The organism is Corallococcus sp. AB030, assembly GCF_003668965.1.
GTDB lineage: Bacteria > Myxococcota > Myxococcia > Myxococcales > Myxococcaceae > Corallococcus > Corallococcus exiguus.
Genome location: NZ_RAWQ01000003.1, coordinates 87,216 through 107,813 on the forward strand (window position 1 = coordinate 87,216; position 20,598 = coordinate 107,813).

General features: G+C 73.3%; 3 protein-coding genes (1 of these 3 cut by a window edge). All 3 read left to right on the plus strand.

Features of this window, described 5'->3' with window-relative positions; translation table 11 throughout:
• Tightly spaced (each overlapping or abutting the next), the 3 genes in view from D7Y15_RS01450 to D7Y15_RS01460 form a layout consistent with a single transcriptional unit that may run on beyond the window.
• Nucleotides 1-861 carry an SAM-dependent methyltransferase gene (locus tag D7Y15_RS01450; RefSeq protein ID WP_121751475.1) on the plus strand — a complete coding sequence of 287 codons (861 nt, stop codon included), beginning with the start codon at nucleotides 1-3 and terminating at the stop codon, nucleotides 859-861.
• A complete protein-coding gene (locus D7Y15_RS01455) occupies nucleotides 858-12,569 on the plus strand; it encodes an amino acid adenylation domain-containing protein (protein ID WP_121751476.1) in 11,712 nt (3,903 codons plus the stop codon). The genes D7Y15_RS01450 and D7Y15_RS01455 overlap by 4 nt, the downstream gene beginning before the upstream one ends.
• Nucleotides 12,566-20,598 carry the 5' portion of an SDR family NAD(P)-dependent oxidoreductase gene (locus D7Y15_RS01460; protein WP_121751477.1) on the plus strand. Its footprint extends 3,460 nt past the window's final position, so only the first 8,033 of its 11,493 coding nucleotides appear in the window; it begins with the start codon at nucleotides 12,566-12,568; its stop codon lies beyond the right edge, outside the window. Before D7Y15_RS01455 ends, D7Y15_RS01460 begins: the two co-directional genes overlap by 4 nt.

The window sequence follows — 20,598 nt, forward strand, 5'->3', positions numbered from 1 at the left end:
ATGAGCACTGCCTATGAGATGGTGGGCCGGACCGCTTTCGTGATCGCGAACTGGCGCGCGGAGGAGACGGAAGCCGCGAGTCCCCTGTTCAGCGACCACGTGGCCAATGCCTTCCTGAACGCGGAGGCCACGGAGGCGTCGAACGCCATCGCCTCCGCTTCTCCGTCCACGCGCTACCTGGTGCGCTACCGCACGCGCTACTTCGACCAGACGTTCCTGGACAAGATCGCCGCGGGCGTGCGCCAGTTCCTCATCCTGGGCTCCGGCCTGGACACGCGCCCCATCCGCCTGGCCGCGGACGGCGTGCGCTACTTCGAGGTGGAGCAGGGCCACGTCCTGGAGTTCAAGCGCAAGCAGCTGGAGCAGCACGGCTACGCGCAGGCCGCGACGTTCGTGCCCGCGGAGTACACCAGCGTGGACTTCCTCTCCGCGCTGGAGGCGCAGGGGTTCGACTTCGACGCCCAGACGTTCATCCTCTGGGAGGGCAACGTCTTCTACCTGGAATACCAGAGCGCGGTGAACACCCTCATCGCGCTGAGGGACCGGCTCAAGCGCTTCGAGATCACCTTCGACTACCTGTCGAAGAAGCTCATCACCAAGGCGACGGGCTACCGCAAGTCGGAGGCGCTGCTGGACGGCTTCCGCTCGCTGGGCGCGCCCTGGAACACCGGCTTCGACGACATCACGGAGCTGGCGCGCACGGTGGGGCTGGACGTCGCCGGCAACTTCCTCATCGCGGACTACGCCAACGACGCGGGACTGGAGATGAAGGTGGACCGCACGCTGTTCGATGATTATTCGATTGCCACCTTCGCCAATGCCGCGGGCCGGCTCGACGTGGTGGGCGGGGGGCGCTCATGAGCGCGCAGGTGGGGACAGGGGACGTCGTCCTGGTGCTGGCGCGGCGCGATGACCTGCACGCGAGGCTCACCGAGCGGGCGAAGCAGGTGGAAGCGCTGTCGGGCGCGGCGTTCGTGCTCGTCAAGCCCGGCCGCGTCTTCCGCCGGCTGGGGGAGCGGCTCTTCCAGGTGGATCCGGACGACGCGGCGCACTTCGGCCGCCTGCTCTTAGAGGTGGAGGCGGCGCACGGCCGCGTCCGCGCCATCCTCCACCTGTGGAACTACGAGGCGTGGAACGTCGACTACGCCGGCCGCCGGAACCTGAGAAGCCTCACGGACTCCATCGCGGGCAACTGGAGGTTCGCGCTGGGCGCCGTGGAGAAGCTCCGGGGCGCGCTGGCGGGCCGCGGCCACACGCCGCTCGTCTACGTGCACCACGGTGAAGGGCTGGAGGCCCAGCCGCACAACGCCATCGTCGGCGCGGGGCCCGCGGAGGGGCCGCCCCTGGTGCTCCACCCGCTCCACGTCGAGCGGCGGCTGCCCGACCTGGAGGAGTCCAGCCGGCGCCTGATGTCCGCGCTGGAGTCCGTGGTGCGGGGTCAGCCCCTGCCTGTGCCCGCGGCGGTGTCGCCGGGCGCGGCGGAGCGGCTGGCGTGCCGCAAGGGCGGCGTCTACCTGGTGGTGGATCCGTCCGGTGCCGCGTCCCGGCCGCTGGTGGAGGAGCTCACCGGCGCGCACGGCTGCCGCGTGATGACCGTGCACGCGGACGCGCTGGAGGACTTCGAGTCCCTGCGCGCCTCCGTGCGCAAGCGCATCCAGGACGACTTCGGCCGGCTGGACGGCGTCATCCAGTACCTTGAGCCCTCGGGACACATCCCGCGCACCCTGGAGCAGGTGCTGGCGCTGGATGACATCACGTCCGAGCTGCCGCTGGACTTCTTCGCGCTCGTCGCGCCGCGCCCGGAGGCGGGCATGGCGTGGGCGCTGGCCCGGTCCTTCAACGGCCTGCGCGCGGAGCTGACCCGGGCGGGCCGCCGCATGGGCACGTCCCTGTTCATGGAGGGTGCGCCGCGCCTGGAGGTGCGGGAGGCGGACGAGGCCCAGGACACGGGCGCCGCGCGCATCGACTTCAACAGCGAGGAGACCCGCGCGGAGGTCCTGCGGCTGCTCACCGCGGACGTCGTGGGCATCGTCGCGGACATGCTGGGCAAGCCCCCGGCGTCCATCGACCTGGGCATGTCCATGGACCTGGACTCCGCGAGCGGAGCCCACTTCGACTCCATCTCCCTCACGCGGCTGGCGGATCGCATCGGGACGAAGCTGGGCCTGTCGCTGACGCCCATCCTGTTCTTCAAGTACAAGAGGCTGCGCGCCTTCATCGCGCACCTGCACGAGGCCCGCTATCCCGCGCTCTCGGAGCGCTATGCGCTGCGGCTCGTCACGCGCCGCGCGGCGCAGGCCCCGGCCCCCGCGCCGGTGGTGTCCGCGCCTGCGCAGGCTCCGGTGGCCGCCACGGCGGATGGCTCCGCGAAGGGCTGGGGGTGGCTGGAGCCGACCGCCGCTCCGGCGGCCCCCGCCGTGGTGGATGCCCGGGACGTGGCCATCATTGGCGTGAGTGGCCGCTTCCCCGGTGGCCAGGACGTCTTCGACTTCTGGAAGACGCTGACGTCGGGCAAGGACCCGGTGACGGAGATCCCCGCCGAGCGCTGGGACTGGCGCGCGTGGTTCGGTGAGGCCCACGGCGGCCCCAACAAGACGCACATCAAGTGGGGCAGCTTCCTGGACGGCATCGACCAGTTCGATCCGGCCTTCTTCGGCGTGTCGGAGAAGGAAGCCGTCATCATGGACCCCAGCCACCGCCTCCTGCTGGAGACGACCTGGCGGCTGCTGGAGGACGCCGGGTACCGGGCGTCGGACGTGGCGGGCTCCCGCACGGGCGTCTTCATTGGCGCGGGCCTGCCGGAGTACGACGAGCTCTACCGCGCCAGCGGGAACGCCATCGAGGAGCAGAACTCCACGGGCCGCTCCAACTCCATCCTGGCCAACCGCGTCTCGTTCTTCTTCGACTTCCAGGGGCCCAGCGAGGCCGTGGACGCCGCGTGCGCCAGCTCGCTGGTGGCGCTGCACCGCGCCCTCCAGTCGCTGCGCAACGACGAGTGCACCATGGCCATCGCCGGCGGGGTGCACCTCATCCTGACGCCGGCCATGCACGTGTCGTTCGGCCGGGGCGGGGTGCTCGCCGCGGACGGCAAGTGCCGCCCCTTCGACAAGGACGCGGCGGGCTACACCCGCGCGGAGGGCATTGGCGCGGTGCTGCTCAAGCCCCTGCACAAGGCGCTGGCGGACGGGGACAACGTCTACGCCGTCGTCCGGGCGAGCGCCGTCAGCCACGGGGGGCGCTCCAACTCGATGACGTCCCCCAACCCGAACGCGCAGGAGGCGCTGCTGCTGGACGTCTACGGACGGCAGCAGGTGGAGCCCTCCTCCATCCAGTACGTGGAGGCGCACGGCACGGGCACGCCCTTCGGGGACTCCATCGAGGTGGCGTCGCTGGGCGCCGCGTTCGAACGGGCGGTGTCGTCGCGGGGCCAGCCGGCCCGGTGGACGCCGCGGAGCTGCGGCATCGGCTCGCTCAAGAGCAACATCGGCCACGCGGAGGAGGCGGCGGGCATCGCGGGGGTGCTCAAGGTCGTGCTGGGCATGCGCCACGGCGTGCTGCCCGGCAACCTGCACTTCAACGCGCTCAACCCGTACATCCACCTGGACGGGTCGCCGTTCTACATCGTGGACCGCACGCGTGACTGGCCCCGTCCCGCGGCGGGTCCGCGCCGGGGCGCGGTGAGCGCGTTCGGGTTCGGCGGCGCGCTCGCGCACGTGGTGCTGGAGGAGGTCGCGTCCCGGCCGGAAGCCGACGCCGGGCCGAAGGGCAGGGCGTACGCGGTGCCCCTGTCCGCCGGGACCCCGGCCGCCCTGCGCGCCCAGGCCGAGGCGCTCCGGGCCTTCCTCGTGGAGTCCCCGGGCGCGGCGCTCTCCCTGCGCGACGTGGCCTTCACGCTCCAGGTGGGCCGCGAACCGCTGCGGCACCGGCTGGCCGTGGTGGCGCACGACACGGCGGAGCTGGTGGTGCTGCTGGCCGCGTTCCTCCGGGGCGAGTCGTCCCCCCGGAGGCTCTTCACGGGGCAGGCCGCGGAGCCTGGCGCGGGCGCCACCGCGGTGCTCGCGGATGGCGACGCGGAGCGGCTCGCCGAGGCGTGGGTGACGGGGGGCGGCGTGGACTGGCGCCGCCTGGCCACGGCGGCCTCCGCGAGGCGCGTCTCCCTGCCCACGTACCGCTTCGACAAGCGGCGGTACTGGTTCACCGACAAGGGCCCGAACCCGGGCGGTGGCGGCGGCTCCGGACCGGGCGGCGGCAGGCCCGGCGGTCCGGAAGCGACCCCCGTTGTGCAGGACTACCCCCGGGACAAGACGTTCGCGGAGCTGTTCGCCGCGCGCGCGCGGGAGCAGGGGGACCGTGTCGCGGCGCTGTGCGCCGGGCGCTCCATCAGCTACCGGCAGCTGGACGAGCAGTCCTCGCTGGTCGCGGCGAGCCTCCACGCCCTGGGCGTGACGCGCGGCACGCCGGTGGGCATCTTCTTCGACCGCTCGCTGGAGATGCTCATCAGCCTGCTGGGCGTGCTCAAGTCCGGCGGGACGTACGTGCCGTTGGATCCCACGTTCCCGGATGAGCGGCTGGGGTACATCGCGCGGACGGCGGAGCTGGGACTGCTGCTGACGAACCGGGGGGCGCACGGCGCGCCGCGCTGGTTCTCCGGCCGCTCCGTGGAGGTGGACGGGGCCTTCTTCAACGCCGCCCGCGAGATGTTCCCGAACGCGGCGAGCCGGGTGGCGGCGCGGGCCACGCCAGACGACATCGCCTACGTGCTCTTCACGTCCGGCTCCACCGGCGAGCCCAAGGGCATCCAGGTCTTCCAGCGGGGCCTGGCCCACTTCCTGTGCGCGATGCGGCAGCACCTGGGCATGACGTCGAGGGACCACCTGCTGGCGGTCACCACGCTGTGCTTCGACATCGCCGGCCTGGAGCTCTTCCTGCCGCTGCTGTGCGGCGCCCGGGTGGAGATCCTCACGGAGGAGGTCAGCAAGGACGGCCTGCGCTTGAAGGACGCGCTGGAGCGGGGCGCCGCGACCTTCATGCAGGCGACGCCCGCGACGTGGCAGATGCTCGTGTCCGCCGGATGGCGGGGCGCCAGCGGCCTCACCGCCCTGTGCGGCGGCGAGTCTCTGGGCCGTGAGCTGGCGGACGCGCTGCTGGAGCGCGTGCGCGGCCTGTGGAACCTCTACGGCCCCACGGAGACGACCATCTGGTCCACCCTCTGGAAGGTGGTGCCCGGCGAGGAGATCCGCATCGGGGGCCCCATTGGCGACACGACGCTCCACGTGCTCGACGAGCACCTGGCGCCCGTGCCGCCGGGGACGACGGGCGAGCTGTGCATCGGCGGGGTCGGCGTCGCGAAGGGCTACCTGCACAAGCCGGAGCTGACCGCGCAGCGCTTCATCCGCGATCCGTTCTCCCAGGACCCGTCCGCCCGCCTCTACAGGACCGGGGATCAGGTGTCCCTCCGGCCGGACGGCACGCTCGTGTACGCGGGCCGCGTCGACAACCAGGTGAAGCTGCGCGGCTACCGCATCGAGCTGGAGGAGATTGAAAAGGTCCTCCAGGCCGTTTCGGGCATGACCCGGGCCGTGGTCGTGGTGCGCGCGGACCGGGTGGGCCAGCAGGCGCTGCACGCCTTCTGTCTGGGTGACGGTGCCGCGCCCCTGGATGTGGAGAACCTCCAGGCCCGCCTGCGGCAGCGGCTGCCCGAGTACATGGTCCCCGCGGTGTTCCTCGGGATGCGCTCGTTCCCGATGACGCTCAACGCGAAGGTGGACCGCAAGGCGCTCGCGGCGTTGGAGCTGGACGCGCTCTTGCGCGACCACGGCGCGGGCCCCGTCCCGACCGCTGGCGGCCCCGTGCGGGTCCCGGCGGTCGCGCCTGTTTCAGGAGACCTGGAGGGCGCGCTGCGGGAGGTCGCGGCGTCGGTGCTCGGCGTCCGGCCGGAGCAGCTGCCGCTGACGGCGACGTTCGCTCAGGCCGGCTTCAACTCCGTGACGCTGACCGCGCTGCGCGCGCGGCTGCTGGAGCGGCTGTCCGTCCAGGTGGATCCTCCGGCGCTCTTCAAGTACCCGTCCGTGCGCGCGCTGGCGGCGCACCTCGCGGAGCGCGGGGTGGCCCTGCCGGTGGCGGCGGCGTCCACGGCCGCTCCGGCGCGGGAGGACGTGCCGGAGCCCATCGCCATCATCGGCATGGCGTCCCGCTTCCCGGGCTCCGAGGACCCGGAGGGCTTCTTCGAGGGACTGCTGTCGGGCCGGGACTCCGTGCGCGAGGTGCCGCTGGAGCGGTGGGACTCGCGCGCGTACTTCGGCAACCCCAAGACGCAGAAGAACAAGTCCGACGCGTTCTTCGGCGGCTTCATCTCCGACGTGGACCGGTTCGACGCGGCCTTCTTCAACGTCTCGCCCCGTGAGGCGCGGGTGATGGACCCCCGCCAGCGGCTGTCGCTGGAGACGGTCTACAAGACCTTCGAGGACGCGGGCTACGCGCCCTCCGCCTTCGCGGGCACGCGCACGGGCGTCTTCCTGGGCGCCATCAACTCCGACTACTGGGACGTGCAGCGCGAGCACGGCGTGGACCTGGAGGGGTATTCGCTGTCCGGGTTCGCGGGCTCGCTCGTGCCCAACCGCGTCTCGTTCTTCTTCGACCTGCTGGGGCCCAGCGAGGCCGTGGACACCGCGTGCTCCAGCTCGCTGGTGGCCATCCACCGCGCCGTGGGCGCGCTGCGCGGGGGGGAGTGCGACGCCGCCATCGCCGGGGGCGTGAACCTCATCCTCAGCCCGAACCTCTACCTGGCCCTGAGCCAGAACGGGATGCTGAGCCCGGACGGCCGGTGCAAGGCGTTCGACCAGGCCGCCAACGGCTACGTGCGCGGCGAGGGCATCGGGACGCTGCTGCTCAAGCGCTTGAGTGACGCGCGCCGGGACGGGGACACCATCCACGCCGTCATCCGGGGCAGCGCCGTCAACCACGGTGGGCGCGCCAACTCGTTGACCGCGCCGAACCCGGACGCGCAGACGCAGCTGTTCGCGGACGCGTACGCCCAGGCGAAGGTGGACCTGCGCACCGTCTCGTTCATCGAGACGCACGGCACCGGGACGAAGCTCGGGGACTCCATCGAGGTGCAGAGCCTGGCGAGCGCGTTCGAGAACGCCGAGAAGGGGCAGCCTCCGCTCCAGCCGCCCGCGGCCTGCGTGATGGGGGCCGTGAAGACGAACATCGGCCACCTGGAGGCCGCGGCGGGCATCGCCGGGGTCATCAAGGCCGTGATGGCGCTGCGCACGCGCAAGCTGCCGGGCAACCTCCACTTCCACGCCCTGAATCCGCTCATCGACCTGGCGGGGACGCCGCTGTCCGTCGCGACCGCGACGCGGGACTGGCCCGCTTCCGCGCACGGCCACCCGCGCCGCGCGGGCGTCAGCTCGTTCGGCTTCGGCGGGGCCAGCGGCCACGTGGTGCTGGAGGAGTTCCCGATGGAGGGCGCCGAGCGCGCCGGGGCAGGGGAGGCCGCCGGTCCGTTCGTGTTCCCCCTGTCCGCGAAGACGCCGGAGCGGTTGCGCCAGCGCGCGCAAGACCTGCTCGCGCACCTGCGGCGGCACGCGGGGCTGGACGCGCGTCTGGCGGACGTCGCGTACACGCTGCAGACCGGCCGCGCGGCCATGGAGTCGCGGGCCGCCTTCGTCGCCTCCAACGTGGCCGGGCTGGAGCAGCAGCTGTCCGCCTTCCTGGAGGGCCGTGAGACCGCGATGGCGTCCACCGGTGGCGAGGCGGCGCGGAGCGCCCTGCGCTGGGCCTCGGGCGAGGACGTGGACTGGAGCGTCCTGCACGCGGGCACGCGCCCGCGCCGGGTTTCGCTGCCCACCTATCCCTTCGAGAAGCAGCGCCACTGGGTGACGGAGGGCACCGGCCCCCGGAGCCTGTCGCCAGGCGGCGAGGCGCGCGCGCCCGCGGCGTTGGGCGCGCTCGTGGACGCCAACGAGTCCACGCTCGACGCGGTGGTGTTCCGCAAGCGACTCCAGCCGGAGGCCCGCTACCTGAAGGATCACGAGATTGGCGGGAAGCGGATCCTCCCCGCGGTGGTGTCCCTGGAGATGGCCCGCATGGCGGGGGAGCTCGCGTCGGGCGGCGCTCCCGTCACGCGGCTGCGCAACCTGGTGTGGCTCAAGCCGCTCGCCGTGGACGGCGCACCCCGGGACGCGTGGGCGCGCTTCGAGCGCAAGGACGGCGCGGTGGAGTTCAAGCTCGTCACCGGGGACGGCGACGTGCACGTGCAGGGCGGGGTCGACACCGGGCCCGTGGAGGGCGCCGTCCCCGCGCGCGTGGACGTGGACGCCATCCGGCGGCGCTGCACGACGGCGGATGACCGCGCGCGATTCTACCAGCCGTTCGCGGGGCTCGGTTACGCCTACGGCGCGAGTCTCAAGCCCGTGGAGCGGGTCCTCCGGGGCGCGCGCGAGGCGCTGGTGGAGCTCCAGCTTCCGGAAGGCGCGGAGGCGCAGGACGCCTTCGTGCTGCACCCGTCGCTGCTGGAGGGGATGCTCCAGTCGGTGGCCGGCCTGCTCTTCACGCCCGAGGGCTCCGGCAATGTCGCGTTCCTTCCCTTCTCCATGAGGTCGGTGGAGCTCTTCGGGCGCGCGCTCCCCGCGGCCTGCTGCGTGCACGTGAGCGTGGCGGACGGCCAGGGCCGGCCGTCGCTCCAGTCGCGCTTCGACCTCACGCTGATGAGCCCCAGCGGCGAGGTCCTGGTGCGCGTGCGGGACTACAGCGTCCGCCCGGTGAAGCGGGACGAGGCCGTGAAGCCGGAGGCGGCCACGCTGTACCGGACCGTGCTGGAGCGCGCGGACCTGACGCCGCGCGCGCGGCGTGAGCTCTCCGGACCGGTGCTCGTGGTGTCGCGCGACGGCGGCTTCGTGGAGCGCCTGCGGGAGCTGCTGGGAGGCTCTGGGGCGCGGCCCTCGCTCGTGTGGGCCCGGCCCTCTGAGCGCTTCCATCCGGGGGACGGCGGTGAGGTGTTCGACTTCGATGCCCGCCGCCCGGAGGAACTGGGACGGGTGCTGGAGGCCCTGCGCGCCCGCGGGCTGTCACCGGCGGCGGTCATCCACGGTGGCCCCACGGCGGCGTTCTCCTACGACGCCGACGCGCTCAAGGCGCAGCTCCAGGACGGCGCCCTGCGCGTGTTCCACCTGTGCCAGGCGCTGCTGCGGGACGGGCTGGAGCGCCCGCTTCCCTTCCTGTCCGTCTTCCCCGCGACGGAGGCCCGGCCGCATCCGCTGTCCGCCGCGCTCAAGGGGTTCGCGCGGTCGGTCCGGCTGGAGAGCGACCTGCTGAAGCTCACCGTCGTGCAGGCCGAGCGCCCCGACGCCATGGCCGACGCCGCCTTCGCGGAGCTGAGCGCGGGCGCGATGGCCGAGCCCTTCGTGGTGCACCGGGACGGGGCGCGCTTCGTGGAGGTCCTCGCGCCGCTGCCTTCCGGCGAAGTGGATGCCGCGCGGCCCGTGCTCCCGAATGGCGGCGCCTGCCTCATCACCGGCGGCGCTGGCGCGCTGGGCCTGCACCTGACCCGGCACCTGCTGAAGCGCCCCGGTGTGCGCGTGGCCCTGTGTGGCCGCTCCGCGCTGACGGAGGCCCGCCGGACGGAGCTGGACGCCCTGCGCGCGCAGGGCGCGGACGTGGAGTACTTCGTCGCGGACGTCACCGAGCCCGGCGACGTGGAGATGCTCGTGGACACCCTGCGGGCCCGCTACGGCGGCATCCAGGGCGTCATCCACGCAGCGGGGGAGCGCCGGGATCAGCGGCTGGTGAAGAAGACCGCGGGTGAGTTCGAGGCGGTCCTCGCGCCGAAGGTGACCGGCACACTGCTGCTGGACCGCGCGCTCGCGGCGGAGAAGCTGGAGTTCTTCGCCGTGTTCTCCTCGCTCGTGGCCCGCACGGGCAACGTGGGGCAGACGGACTACGCGTTCGCCAACGCCTTCCTGGACGGCTTCCGCGCCTTCCGCGACGGCCTGCGCCAGCGCGGGATGCGCCATGGCACCAGCCACGCCATCGCCTGGCCCTACTGGCGCGACGGCGGCATGAAGGTCGACGCCGCCACCGAGCAGTTCATCCGGAGCTTCTTCGGCACCGAGCCCCTGGAGACGGCCACGGGCCTGGACGCGTTCGACGCCGTCCTCGGCCAGCGGCTCCCCGAGGCGCTGGTGCTGGGGCGCGGGGGAGCGCTGTCCTCGCGCTTCCTGAAGGCCGCGGCCGAGCCCTCCGCACCGGAGCGCACCGAACCCGTGTCCCAGCGCGTGTCCGTGCCCGCGGCGGCCCCCGCGAGCACGGCCGCGCTGCCCGGCCTGCTGGACGAGGTCCGCGGCATCGTCGCGGGGCTCCTGCAACTGGAGCCGGCGTCGCTGGACCCGCGCAAGGACCTGGCGGAGTACGGCTACGACTCCATCTCCTTCACGGAGCTGGCGACCGCGCTCAACACCACCTTCGGCTCCGAGCTGACGCCCGCCGTGTTCTTCGAGCTGACGCCCCCGTCGCTCGGCGCGCTCGCCTCGCACCTGCGCGAGCGCTACGGCGCGAAGCTGGCGGCGCACGCCTCCCCGCCGGCCCCGACTGCCGCGCCCCCGTCACCTGCCATCGCCGTCGAGCAGACGCCCGCCGTCGCGGCGCCGTCCGCGATCGTGGGGGCGGATGAGCCCATCGCCATCATCGGCATGAGCGGAAGGATGCCCGGCTCCTCGAGCCTGGAGGCGTTCTGGAAGAACCTGGAGGAGGGCCGGTCGCTCGTGCGCGTGGTGCCGGCGGACCGCTGGGACTGGCGTGCGTTCCATGGCGACGCGAAGGCGCCCGGGCGCAACAAGAGCGTGTCGAAGTGGGGCGGCTTCCTGGAGGCGGTGGACCGCTTCGACGCGCCGTTCTTCGGCATCCCCGCCGAGGAAGCGCGCCTCATGGACCCGCAGCAGCGGCTGTTCCTGGAGACGGTGTGGAGCGCCATCGAGGACTCGGGGCGCGACCCCGCGTCGCTGTCCGGGACGCGGACCGGGCTCTACGTCGGCGTCACCAACCGTGACTACACGGACGTGGTGGAGTCCGCCGCGGACGGCGTGCGCTCCGCCGCGACGTTCGGCAACGCGCATGCGTTCCTGGCCAACCGCGTCTCGTACCTGCTGAACCTCCACGGCCCCAGCGAGCCGGTGGACACGCTGTGCTCCAGCTCGCTGGTCGCCATCCACAAGGCCGTGGAGGACCTGCGGCGCGGGCTGTGCTCGCTGGCCCTGGTCGGCGGGGTGAGCGTCATCGCCAGCCCCCGCATGGACATCACCTTCAGCGAGGCGGGGATGCTCAGCCCCACGGGCGCCTGCCGCTCGTTCTCGCGCGGGGCGGATGGCTTCGTGCGCGGCGAGGGCTCCGGCGCGCTGGTGCTCAAGCCCCTGCGGGCCGCCGAAGCGGACGGCGACCGCATCCTCGGCGTCATCCGGGCCACGGGCGTCAACCACGGCGGCCGCGCGAACTCGCTCACGGCCCCGAATGGCAACGCGCAGGTGCAGCTGCTCCGGCAGGTCTACGAGCGCGCGGACATCGACCCGCGCAGCGTGTCCCTCATCGAGGCGCACGGCACCGGGACGGAGATTGGCGACGCGGTGGAGCTCAACAGCCTCAAGCGCGCGTTCCAGGAGATGGCCCGCGCGCGAGGAGGGGAGGCCACCTCCCAGGCGTCCTGCGCCGTGACGTGCGTGAAGACCAATGTCGGCCACCTGGAGTCCGCGGCCGGCATCGCGGGCGTCCTCAAGGTGCTGCTGGCGCTGCGCCACCAGACGCTGCCGCCGCTCGCGAACCTGAACGACGTGAACCCCTACCTGGACCTGCGGGACTCGCCGTTCCACCTCGTCTCCCAGGCGACGCCGTGGGCGGCGCGGGTCGACGCGGACGGGCACGCGCTGCCGCGCCGCGCGGGGGTGAATTCCTTCGGCGCGGGGGGCGCGAACGCCCACGTGGTCATCGACGAGTACGTGCCGCCGGCCCGCGGTGAGGTCGCGGCGCCGGGCCCCCAGGTCATCCCGCTGTCGGCGCGTGACGCGTCCGCGCTTCGCAGGTACGCGGCGGCGCTGCGCGAGCACGTCGCGGAGCTGCGCGCGGGGGGGGCTTCCTCGCTGGCGCTGCCCCGGCTCGCGTACACGCTCCAGACGGGACGGTCCGTGCACGGCCAGCGGCTGGCCATCGTGGCCTCGGACCTGGCGGAGCTGGAGTCCTCGCTCGCGCGTTACGGCGAGGGGACGGTGGATGCGCGCACGCATGAAGGGACCGCCGCGGACCGCGAGCCTTCGCCGGTGCTCGGGACGGATCCGCGCGCGCTGGCCTGGGGCTGGGTGCGTGGAGACGCGGTGGATTGGATGGCGCTGTACGGGGACGCGACGCCCGCGCGCGTGGCGGCCCCCACCTATCCGTTCGAGCGCCTGCGCTACTGGTTCGACGCGGTGACCGCGCCGGCCGCCGAGCGCACGCACCGCGACGACGCACCGTTGACCCACGGCCATTGGGAACACGCCGCCGCGCCGCGCGCGGAGGGGCTGAAGTCGGGGAGAGGGGCATGACCGTGGAGTCCGACAAGGTGGCGACCGCTTCATCCAGCCCGGAACCGGTGGGACCGGCGCGCGCGACAGGGGGCCTGCTGACCCGCAGGGCCCTGCGCGTCGTGGGCGCACGCCTGGAGGATGGCTTCACGCTCACGCACGACGACCCGGCCCTGAGGGACCACACCGTCCTCGGCCAGCGCGTGCTGCTGGGCGTGACGTACGCGTCCTGGGTGCTGGAGGCCGGCCGCCGGCACTTCCAGGAGCGGCCGCCGGTGGGCCTGCGCGACCTGCTCTTCCACCAGCCGTTGGTGCTCGGGCCGGGCGGAGCCGCGCGCATCACGGTGTCGGTGCGGGACGCGTCGTTCGAAGTGTCGTTTCAGCTGGCGCCCGACGCGCCCCCGGTCCGCTGCGCCACGGGGACGTTCCTGTTCGACGCGGGAGCGGGCCCCGCGCCCACCGCGCTGGACGTCGCGCGCTTCCAGCGGGAGGCCACGCGCACCACGCAAGGCGCGAGCGTCTACGAGCGGATGCGCCAGGTGTCCGTGGCCTATGGCCCGTCGCTCTTCACGGTCCAGCGCACCTTCCACCGGGACGGTGAGGTCCTGGGCGAGCTCGCCGTCGCGGAGGAGTCCTCCGCCGGCTCCGACTGCTTCGTTCCTCCGGCGCTCCTGGATGGCGTCATCGTGGCGGGGGCCTTCGAGCCGCTCGCCGCGCGCGGCAGACCGTGCATCCCCATGTTCGTGGAGCGGCTGGTGGTGCACCAGTCGCCCGGTCCCCGCTGCATCGCCACCAGCCGCGTGCGCCTGTCGAACGACGAGGTGCTCGTGCTCGACGCGCGGCTGCATGACGCCTCCGGCCGCCCGCTGGTGGAGTTGACGGGAGTCACCCTGAAGAACGTCCCGGCGCTCGGCAATCCCTTCTCGACGACGACCACCCCCGTTGCGGTCCCTGCTCCTTCGAGGGCCGCCGTCCCTCCGCTCGCCGCCGGGGACGAGGTGGCGAGGGGGGTGGAGCGGCGCCTGCGTGAGCGCATCGCCGCGAAGCTCGGCGTCGCCGTGGAGCAGGTGGATCCGTCCCGCAACTTCATGGAGGCGGGCCTGTCCTCGGTCGCGCTCGTGGAGTTCATGACGGCGCTGGGCACGGAGCTGGGCGCCTCCCTGTCGCCCACGCTCGTCTTCGAGTTCCAGAGCCCCCGGGCCCTGGCCCTTCACCTGGCGCGCGAGCACGCCTCCGCGTTCACCCAATCCCTCCCGTCGCCGGCCGTGTCCGCGCCCGCCGCCCCGGCGGTGGAGCAGGCCCGCGTGGCCGCTCCCGCCGTGGTGCCGGAGCCGGCGCTGGACGAGCCCGTGGCCATCGTGGGCCTGGCGGGCGTCTTCCCGGGGTCGAAGGACCTGCGCGAGTTCTGGGAGCACCTGGCGCGGGGCGCGGACCTCGTCACGCCGGTGCCGGCGGACCGGCCGTACCTGCGCATCGACGGGCGGGAGCCCTGGCGCGCGAGCTTCATCTCCGGCGTGGATCGGTTCGACGCGGCCTTCTTCGGCATCACGCCGCGCGAGGCCGCGCTGATGGATCCGAAGCAGCGGCTGCTGCTGGAGCTGGTCTGGCAGGCCATTGAAGACTCCGGCCACCGCCCCAGCGAGCTTCGCGGCAGCAACACGGGCCTCTTCGTCGGAGTCGGCGCGCTCGAGTACGGCGCCTTCCAGGTCCGCCAGCAGGACACCGTGGAGGCCTACAGCGCCACGGGCATCGCGGGCACCATGCTGCCCAACCGCGTCTCGTTCCTCATGGACTGGCACGGGCCGAGCGAGGCCATCGACACGGCCTGCTCCAGCTCCCTGGTGGCCATCCACCGCGCCCTGGAGTCCCTGCGCAACGGCGACTGCGAGCAGGCCGTCGTCGGCGGCATCAACCTCATCCTTTCCCCGTTCCTCACCCTGGCCTTCGGCCGGGCCGGGATGCTCAGCGAGGACGGCCGCTGCAAGACGTTCGACCGCTCCGCGGACGGCTACGTCCGGGGCGAGGGCGCGGGCGTCTTCATCCTGAAGCCCCTGTCGAAGGCGCTCGCGGACCGCGACGCCATCCACGCCGTCATCCGGGGCTCGGCCATCAACCACGGGGGCCACGCCAACACGCTCACCGCGCCGAATCCCCGCGCGCAGGAGCAGTTGCTCACGCGCGCCTACCGCAAGGCCCGCGTGGATCCTTCCACCGTCTCCTACGTGGAGGCGCACGGCACCGGAACGAAGCTGGGCGACCCCGTGGAGACGCGCGCCCTGGTGAACGCGTTCCGCTCCCTGGCCTCGGACGCCGGGTCGGACCTGCCGGCTCGCACCTGCGGCCTGGGGTCGGTGAAGACGAACATCGGGCACCTGGAGGCCGCGGCGGGCGTCGCCGGGGTCGTGAAGGTGCTGCTGGCGTTCAAGCACCGGAAGCTCCCGGCGACGGTCCACTTCCGGGCGCAGAACGAATACATCGCCCTGGAAGGGTCTCCCTTCTACGTCGTGACGGAGACCGCGGACTGGCACCGGCCCGCGCCGTCGGTGCCCCGCCGCGCGGGGGTCAGCTCGTTCGGCTTCGGCGGCGTCAACGCCCACGTCGTGCTCGAGGAGTTCGGCGGTGACTCCGATGCGCAGGCCAGCCAGGCCCCCGCGCCGGAAGGGCCCGCCGTCTTCCTCCTGTCCGCGAAGACGCGGGGCGCGCTGGAGCGCTCCGCCGCCGCGATGCTGGAGGAGCTCGACCGCCGCCCCTCCACGGGGCAGGCGGAGGCCCGGTGCTGGCTCCACGCCGTCTGCCACACGCTCCAGGTGGGCCGCGAGCCCATGGCGCACCGGCTGGCGGTGGTCGTGTCCCACGTGGAGGAGCTGCGCTCGCGGCTGAAGGACTTCCTGCGCGGCACGTCCGCGGAGTCCACCTTCGTGGGCGACCCGGCGACGCGCTCGCCCGCGCTGATGGAGGCGCTGGAGGGCGAGGACGGCCAGGACCACGTGTGGCGGCTGTTGGGCAAGGGACGCCTGGACAAGGTGGCCCGGCTCTGGGTCGCGGGGCTGGACGTGGACTGGGCCCGGCTGCACACGGGCCCGCTGCCGCGGCGCCTGCACCTGCCCACGTATTCGTTCGAGCGCGAGCGTCACTGGGACGCATCGCTCGTCCGGGGAGGAGCCGCGCGCCCCGCGTCGCTCCACCCGCTGGTGGACCACGTCGTCCCCACGCTGGCGGCGGACACGCTGCGCTACGAGACGACGCTCACGCCGGATGCGCCCTTCCTGCGCGACCACGTGGTGGGTTCGCACGGGGTGCTCCCGGCCGTGTGCTACCTGGAGATGGCGTGGCGCGCGTTCCAGTTGCCGGAGAACGAGGGCCAGCGCTTCAGCCTGTCCCGCGTCGTGCTCCAGCAGCGGCTGGAGGTGGAGGCGCCGGTCCGCGTCTCCATCGCGCTCACCCGAGGCAGCGGCACGACGTCCTTCAGCATCTCCAGCCTGCGCCCCGACGGGCCCGTGACGCACGCCACCGGCGAGTACCAGCCGGAGGCCGGGACGGCGCCGGTGGAGCGGCTGGACGTGGCGGCCGTCGCGGCGCGCTGCTCGAAGGAACTGGACGGCCATGAGGTCTACGCGCGGCTGGAGCGCGCGGGGCTTCGCTATGGCCCGTTCTTCCGCTGCCTCCAGCGGATGCGGACGGACGGCCGTGAATCGGTGGGGTGGCTCGCGCTGCCGCCCGAGGCCTCGGAGGGTTTCGCGGACTACCAGCTGCATCCGGCCCTGCTGGATGCAGCGCTCCACGTCGTCCTGGGCCAGGTGGCCTCGGCGGAGGGGCAGGGCGGGGCGAAGCGTCTGCTGCCCTTCGTCGTGGACGCCGTCGAGGTGCTGGGGCCCCTGGCGCCGGCCATGGCCGTCTACGTGAAGAGCGAGGACGGCCGCTGCTTCGACGTCGCGCTCGTGGCGGAGGACGGGCGGGTGGCGGTGAAGGTGCACGGCCTGGAGGCCCGGGAGCTGAAGGCCGAGGAGGCCCCGCTGCTGTACGCCCCCTACTTCGACGCGGTCCGCGTGGACGCGGCGGTGGCATCGCCGGTGGAGAAGCGCGGCGCGCTCATCGTCTACCCGGACGACGCGGGCGAGCTCTCGCGCGCATGGGGCGAGGAGATTGAAGAGCGGTACACGCGGACGCAGGCCCTGTCCTTCCGGGACCTGGAGGCCGGAGGCCTGGAGCCGCTGCTGGATGGCGGCTTCCCGCTGGACTCGGTCTTCTTCCTGGCCCCCGGCACGGAGGCGAAATCCCTGGAGGCCGTGCGCGCCGAGGACAGCCGCGCGCTGTACTGCCTCTATGACGTGGTGCGGACGCTGGACGCGCGTGGCGCGCTCGCCGGGCCGCTGGACGTCCTCGTGTTCACGGTCGGCGCGCTGCGTACGCGCGCGGACGAGCCGCTCCTGCTGACGGGCGCGGCGCTGGGGGGCTTCCTGCGCTCGCTCGCGGGGGAGTACCCCCACTGCCGCTTCCGCGTGGTGGACCTGGGCGCCGGGCAGCCGCTGGAGGACCTGCGCTCGGACGTGCTGCGGCGCTACCTCCAGGCACAGGGCGCGGAGCTGCCGGAGGAGGTCGCGCTGCGCGACGGGACGTTGATGCAGCGGCGGTTGGGCGCGCTCGATGCGCCCGCGTCCGAGGCCCCCATCTTCCGCCAGGGAGGCACGTACCTCATCGTGGGAGGCCTGGGCGGCATCGGGCTGGCGCTGGCGGAGCACCTGCTGGGGCAACGGGGCGCGCGGGTGGCGCTGCTGGGCCGGAGCGCGCCGGATGAAGCGATGGAGCGCGGACTCCAGGCGCTGCGCGCGCACGGTGGGGACGTCGTCTTCATGCAGGCGGACGTCACCGACGCCGCCTCCCTGCGCCAGGCCGTTGCCCGGGTGAAGGAGCGCTTCGGCGCCATCCACGGCGTGTTCCACTCCGCGCTCGTGCTGCAGGACGCCCTGCTGAAGAAGCTGGACCGGGCGCGGCTCCAGCGCGTGCTCGCGCCCAAGGTGGCGGGCAGCCTCGTCCTGGCGGAGGTGCTCGCCGGGGAGCCGCTCGACTTCCTCGTGTTCTTCTCGTCGGCGGTGGGCATCTCCGGGGGCGCGGGCCAGTCCCACTACGCGGCGGCCAGCCGCTTCCAGGACGCGCTCGCGCTCCTCTTGTCCCAGTCGTTCCCGTTCCCGGTGAAGGTCATCGACTGGGGCTTCTGGGGCACCGTCGGCGCGGTGGCGACGCCGGAGTACAACCAGCTGCTGCGCGAGGAGGGCTTCGGTTCCATCGTTCCGCGGGAGGGCTTCCGCGCCCTGGAGCAGGTGCTGGGCCTGCCCCTGCCGCAGGTGGTGGCCATCAAGGGCGACGCGCGGGTGTTGGGTCGCATCCACGCGAGCACGCGCACCGTCGTCTCCGTCCAGCGGGACGCGGGCGCCGCGCTGCTGGCGGGGGTCCGTCAGCAGGTGGAGGCCTTCGCGCGCTCGCGGCCCGAGGAGCCCGCCCGCCGCGTCGTCGCCGCCTTCGAGCTGTTCGAGGAGTACGCGCGGCGCGGCCTGAGGCGCACGCTGGTGGACCGCGAGCCGCGCGCGGACGAGGTCCTTCCGGAGCAGGCGCGGCTCTACCGCGAGTGCCTGGCCATCCGCGCCAGGGCCGCCGCCGGGGAGCGTCCGCTGGAGGCGCTGCGCGCGGACGTGCTGACGCGGCTGCCGGACCTGGCCGCCTACATGGACCTGCTGGACCGGTGCGTGGAGGCGCTTCCCGACGTGTGGACGGGCCGGCGCTCATCCATGGACGTCATGTTCCCGGACGGCTCCACGGAGCTGGTGGAGAACGTCTACGCGTCCAGCCTCCACTCGGACCTGCTCAACGCGCTCACCGCGGAGGCCGTGCGCGCCTTCGTGGAGGCGCGGCTGGCCGAGCAGCCCGGGCGGCCCCTGGTCCTCGTGGAGGTGGGGGCGGGCACCGGTGGCACCACGCGCTTCGTGCTGGAGGCCCTGCGTCCGTACGCGGAGCGCGTCCGCTACGTCTTCACCGACCTGTCCGTCCACTTCCTGCACAAGGCGCGCGAGCGCTTCCGGGACAGCCCGGTGCCGGTGGAGTACCGCACCCTGGACCTGGAGCGGGACGCGGACCTGGAGGGCGTGGACCTGGTGCTGGGCACCAACGTGCTGCACGCCACGGCGGACCTCGGCGCCACCCTGCGCCGCATCAAGGGGATGCTGCGCCGGCACGGCCTGCTCGTCCTCAACGAGACCATCGCCGCCCGCGACTTCGCGACGCTGACGTTCGGCACCATGAAGGGCTGGTGGCTGTACCGCGACGAGGAGCACCGCATCCCGGGCTCGCCGGTCGTCAGCCGCGAGACGTGGAAGATGCTCCTGGCGCGCGAGGGCTTCCTGGGCGCGTCCGCGTGCGGGCTCCCGGGCCTGTCCCCCGGCCAGGAGTGGCAGAGCGTCCTCCTGGCGCAGAGCGACGGCATCGCCGTGCGTGCGCGTGAGGCGCGTGCCCCCGCCGCGAAGCCCGTGGTCCGCGAGGCCGCCCCCGTGCGTCCTTCGCCCGTGTCCGCTCCGGTCACCGCGCCGGTGGAGGGCGGCACCCGCGCCTACGTCAAGCGCGTGTTCGCGGAGGTCCTCAAGCAGTCCCCCGGCGCGCTGGGTGACGACGCGACCTTCGACGCGTACGGCGTCGACTCACTGCTGGGCCTGGAGGTCCGCCGCCGCTTCGAGAAGGACCTGGGCCGGCTGCCGTCCACGCTGCTCTTCGAACAGCTCACGGTGCGCGCGCTCGCGGGATACCTGGAGCAGCACAAGGTCGCGGAGCTGACGCGGGTGGTGGGCACCGCCGGCGCCGCGTCCGTTCCGGCACCGCGCCAGGAGACCGTCTCCTTCGAGCGGCGTCCTTCGCGCGGCACGCCCTCCGAGGAGCGTCCCCAGCAGGCCGAGTCCCAGGACATCGCCATCACGGGGCTCTCCGGCCGCTACCCCGGCGCGCCGACGCTGGACGCGCTGCTCGACAACCTCCGCGCGGGTCGGAGCGCCTTCAGCGCCATCCCCGCCGCGCGCTGGAATGGGGCGGAGGGCGGCGTCCGCCACGGCGCCTTCCTGGAGGACGTGGACCGGTTCGACCCGCTGTTCTTCAGCATCTCGCCCGGCGAGGCCGAGGAGATGGATCCGCAGGAGCGCATCCTGCTGGAGCTGGCCCTGCACGCGCTGGAGGACGCGGGCCAGCCGCGCGGCGCGCTCCTGAGCCAGCCGCTGAAGGCCGGAGTCTTCATTGGCGCGATGAACCCGGACTACGAATGGCTGGGTGCGCGCGCTTCGGCGGAGGGCACGCCGAACCGTTCGAGCAGCCGGTTCTGGTCCATCGCCAACCGCATCTCCTACTGGTTCAACCTGCGCGGCCCCAGCTTCGCGGTGGACAGCGCGTGCTCGGCGTCCCTCACCGCCATCCACCTGGCCTGCCAGAGCCTGCTGCGCGGCGAGTGCGAGCTGGCCCTGGCGGGCGGCGTCAACCTCATCCTGCACCCGGACCACCTGGAGCGGCTGGCCCACGCGGGCCTGCTCACGAAGGGCGACAGCACCCGCAGCTTCGGTGAGCGGGCGGACGGCTTCATCGACGGCGAGGGCGCGGGGCTCGTGGTCCTCAAGCCGCTGGCCCGCGCGCGGGCGGACGGGGACCTCATCCACGGCGTCATCAAGGGCTCCAGCATCAACGCGGGCGGGAAGACGGCGGGCTACCTGGCGCCCAATCCCCAGGCCCAGGCGGACGTCATCGACGAGGCTCTGCGCCGCGCCCGCGTGCCGGCGCGGTCCATCTCCTACGTGGAGTGCGCCGCGGCGGGGTCCTCCATGGGGGACGCCATCGAGGTGTCAGGCCTGAAGCAGGCCTTCGCCCGGCACACGCCGGAGAAGGGCTTCTGCGCGGTCGGCTCCATCAAGGCGAACGTCGGACACCTGGAGTCCGCGTCGGGCATCGCGGCGCTGACGAAGGTGCTGCTCCAGTTCCGGACGCGGGAGCTGTTCCCTTCGCCGCACGCCGGGACGCCCAACCCGGA